4 protein-coding genes are annotated in these 3,819 nt (G+C 38.9%); all 4 read right to left on the reverse strand.

Going from position 1 to position 3,819, the window contains the following annotated elements; all coding sequences use genetic code 11:
* Positions 1-61 precede the first annotated feature (61 nt).
* A complete protein-coding gene (locus tag HT708_RS10520; protein WP_171039319.1) occupies positions 62-1,165 on the reverse strand; it encodes an FAD-dependent oxidoreductase in 1,104 nt (367 codons plus the stop codon).
* Between the two features lie 216 nt (positions 1,166-1,381).
* A complete protein-coding gene (locus HT708_RS12030; RefSeq protein ID WP_226372039.1) occupies positions 1,382-2,008 on the reverse strand; it encodes an Abi family protein in 627 nt (208 codons plus the stop codon).
* Between the two features lie 79 nt (positions 2,009-2,087).
* The gene (locus HT708_RS12250) at positions 2,088-2,213 is read right to left on the reverse strand and encodes a hypothetical protein (protein WP_014017312.1); all 126 of its coding nucleotides are present in this window, start codon (positions 2,211-2,213) and stop codon (positions 2,088-2,090) included.
* A gap of 753 nt (positions 2,214-2,966) precedes the next feature.
* Positions 2,967-3,819: hypothetical protein (locus tag HT708_RS10530; RefSeq protein WP_188110821.1), on the reverse strand; the 853-nt coding region annotated here is incomplete at its 5' end.

Genomic DNA, 3,819 nt, shown 5'->3' on the forward strand with positions numbered 1-3,819 from the left:
AGCAGTGCTTTGAGCAGCCCGCTGCTAGTTTCCTAGTTTGTTTTTTGATTTTCATTGAGTATTATTCGCTTTTTACCGGTTTGACATAGTTTTCAATTGGGTAGTTTTCAGGGTTCAAAGTCAACTCCTTGCCTTTGACCAATTGAGCTAGGTGGTAACCAATAATAGGACCAGTTGTGAGACCTGATGAACCTAGTCCACTGGCTGCATAGACACCTGCCAATTCTGGCACCTGCCCAAAGAAAGGAGAGAAATCACTGGTATAGGCACGGATTCCCACACGCTCACCAGCTCTGGTAGCTTCTACTAAACTAGGATAGCAAGGCAGGGCTACATCTTCCATTTTCTGTAACAAGTTTTCATCTATCCTTAGGTCAAATCCCATATCATTTTCATGAGTCGCTCCTAGGGACAATTTCCCACCTGCAAAAGGAATCAAATCCCATTCCCCTTCTGGCATGACAACAGGGTAAAATTCCATGTCTTGGGCCAGCTGATAATCTCGAAGCTGTCCTTTCTGAGGACGGACATCCACAGCATAACCCAAGGGTTCTAACAAGTCCCCCAACCAAGCTCCCGTCGCCAAAATAATCTGATCAAACACCTCTTTGCCAATCTGGTAGCCTGATGCTAACGGTGTCAGAGTCACTTTTTCTTTGACCAGCTTGACCTGACTGGCTTCTAGCAAACGAGTCACTAAGAGTTGACCATCTACTCTCGCTCCACCAGAAGCATAGAGCAAGTGATCAAATCCCTGCAATCCAGGGAATAATTCATTAGCTGATGCTGGGTCCAGAATGGCTAATTGCCCTATCAAGGGAGATTCTTCTCTACGCTGGAGGGCTAGTTCATAGAGTTCTTCTAGCTTGGATTCGTCCTTTTTCAAGAGAAAGACTCCCGAACGTTGGTAAAAGTCGATTTCTTGCCCTGAATCCTCTAAATCAGCCAACAAATCCACATAAAAGTCTGCCCCCAAACGCGCCATTTTGTACCAGGCCTTATTACGGCGTTTGGAAAACCAGGGGCTGATAATTCCTGCTGCGGCCTTGGTAGCTTGACCTTGTCCATGGTCAAAGACGGTTACTTCTAGATCACTTTCTTTCGAGAGGTAGTAGGCAGCTGTTGCACCTACAATCCCTGCTCCGATAATGGCAACTTTTTTCATTGTTATAATTTATTCCTTTTGTTTCACTCAAGGCACAACACAGAATAAAAAAGTTTTGTGCCCTTTATTTTGTTTTATACTAGAGCTCCATACTATCTTATTCTTTCCAATAATTATCTATCTAAGAGATTATCCTATTCTTAATTGTCAATAAGTTCACCCATTCCTCTGGAAGACCGTAGTGTCTCAAATCAACTTGTTCTCTACTTCCTTCTTCTAGTAAATTTTGTATTTTTTATTCCAAAAATTCTGGGTTTCTAGGGACATGGACAAAATAAGATGTCTCATTGCTATAAAATAAATAAATAATGTCTTATCATCATTCTCTGAGTTTGTCTCCAATAACTCCTTATCAGAATGATGAAGAGCAGGTAAGGTATGGTGTAAGCGTTCATATAATCTGCCATTATATGAGCATATATTTCTAAGATATCGAAGTGCATTACACCAGGACAATAAGATTTTAGCTGGAATTTTATCATCCTTATACAAGAGCAAACTAATATAAGCAGCAACCTTATTTCGATAACCTGGTTGTAAGGCGACAAGAAATGATGATATATTTCCAAATGTCATTAAACGAAAAACAGTCCAAGGCAACACAACACCATATTGTCTAATCTGATTCTTTACTATGGAATCATCTTGTTTTTCAAAAATAAACCGCGATAAATGATACTTTGTTTTCAAGACAGTATCCTGACGTTTAGGGTTATCCTTGCAGTATTTAGATTGTTCAGAAAAATATAAATCATCGTCTTCAAAAATATAAATAGTTTTTTGGTATCCAAGCGTCAGAGTATCAGCGGTACTCTTTTTCAAAAAGACTTCAATTCTCTCCAATATTTCTTGAAGGAAATTTCTAAGGTAACTATCAAATAAATAGGCTTACTTAGCTAAAATATACTGACGATTAACCAATTTACCATAAATCTACGCAATCCTTTTTATAAAATTCATCGTCAACATTATATGAAAAATCCCAATGAGATTTATCTTTCATATGTTGATACAATTCTTCTTCTGTCAGTGCAGGTTCAATCGCCATTTTTAACGTAGTAGGTGCTAACACAGGATTATAAACTAATCGTATTTTATCAACTATATCAATATTTCAAGGAATATATTCCTTGAAATTTGTTAATTCAAATATGGCATCATTCATTCTAACAGTCTCCACTATATGAAAAAAGGTCACCTAGTTATACATTGCTGCACCTTTGATGACTTCTAATCTACCTAGATTATACCACAATAATCCCTATTAATCAATAGAAATATTTTTTAAGTGTAGTATATTGAGCCTAGAATAGTAGGCTACGGATTCTAAAATATTTCTAGAAATTAATTTGACTTTCTCAATCTCTTTGTTCATATCTTATTTCAATCTACTATATATGATATACGTATGGTTGGTTATGGAGAGCACAATCATCTGACAAAACCAAGCGATAGAGAGCGCTTACATCAACTCCTAAAGAAAGATGGATAGAAAGACGCTTTTCAACTTCTTTCTATCCATTACTTCCTTCAAGAGTCCACACCAGCAATTTTCAGTTCCATTTCATGAACTATCTTACTTGTTTCGTGTTTCTTCTTTATCTTACTCTACCATCAAAGACTTCTACTTGTACTAGAGGAGGAAGCATTCCCATTTAAAAGACGGTGTCCTGTTCCCAGAACCACTTCCCCACTAGAAGCTGGTATATTCCCACTACAGGTTTGCGACTAACTTTTCCTATCGTCATTATCCAGCAATGTAGTAACTTCTATGGTCGCCTGCGATATTTCAACATGTCGCTTATCTTAGCTGAGCAAGAATCGCTTTGAGTTTCTCAATCAACTCGTCTTCTGTGTGGTCAGACTCTTTCTCATTGGCTAGGAAAGCAACTGCTTGAGCGAGAGCTTCTCGTGCTTGGTCGAGAACTTTCGTATCCACATTTGTAGAATCCAATTCTGCTTCAAGCTTGCTTAGTTCCTTGACCAATTTCTTGAGTTCTGACTCTTTCTTACGACGCGCGATGAGGAAGAGAAGGAGCCCAAGAAGGGCAAGTAGACTGCCAATCATTACTACATATGAAAATTCAGTAGTTGTCTGACTATCGTCTTTCATCTGATCTTTTTCTTGATTTTGCTGGTCTTCTTTCACACCTTTTAAGGAGTCTATTACCTCTCTCACTCTTCTAACAATATCACGCAAATCGGACTCTGTCAAACTTTCGTCATTAAGAGCTTGTTTAATCTCTGTAAGAAGAGCTTTAGCTGACTCAAGCGTTGTACTATCTATATCATCCAAATCTTTCAAACGACTTTCCAATCCTTCAACCAATCGAGCAAGCTCAGACTTGTCAACAGGACGAGTCTCGTTAGGAGTCACTGTAGTTCCTGAATTGTTTGGAGTGCTTGTAGAAACTGGCGTTTCTTGAGTCGAAGTGCTTGCTTGTGCCTGTCCAACAGTAGACGATGGAGTAGTAAGGGTCGTATTGCTACTATTGTCAGTTGTCACACCAGGGGCTGGAGTATTGCCTCTGTTATCTGGTGTCACACTGTTGCTATTGCTGCCAGCAGGGTTGGTAGTAGCTCCATTGTTGGTGTTGCCACTGTTGCTAGTATCAGTACTATTATTACCAGATTTTTTCTCTACGGTTTCTGTC

This window comes from Streptococcus sp. 3613, from assembly GCF_013277375.1.
GTDB classification, from domain to species: Bacteria; Bacillota; Bacilli; order Lactobacillales; family Streptococcaceae; genus Streptococcus; species Streptococcus pseudopneumoniae.

Coding starts and splice junctions, on each gene's coding strand:
- HT708_RS12250 (WP_014017312.1), bottom strand. CDS start 2,213: ATGGCGATTGAACCTGCACTGACAGAAGAAGAATTGTATCAACATATG.
- HT708_RS10520 (WP_171039319.1), bottom strand. CDS start 1,165: ATGAAAAAAGTTGCCATTATCGGAGCAGGGATTGTAGGTGCAACAGCT.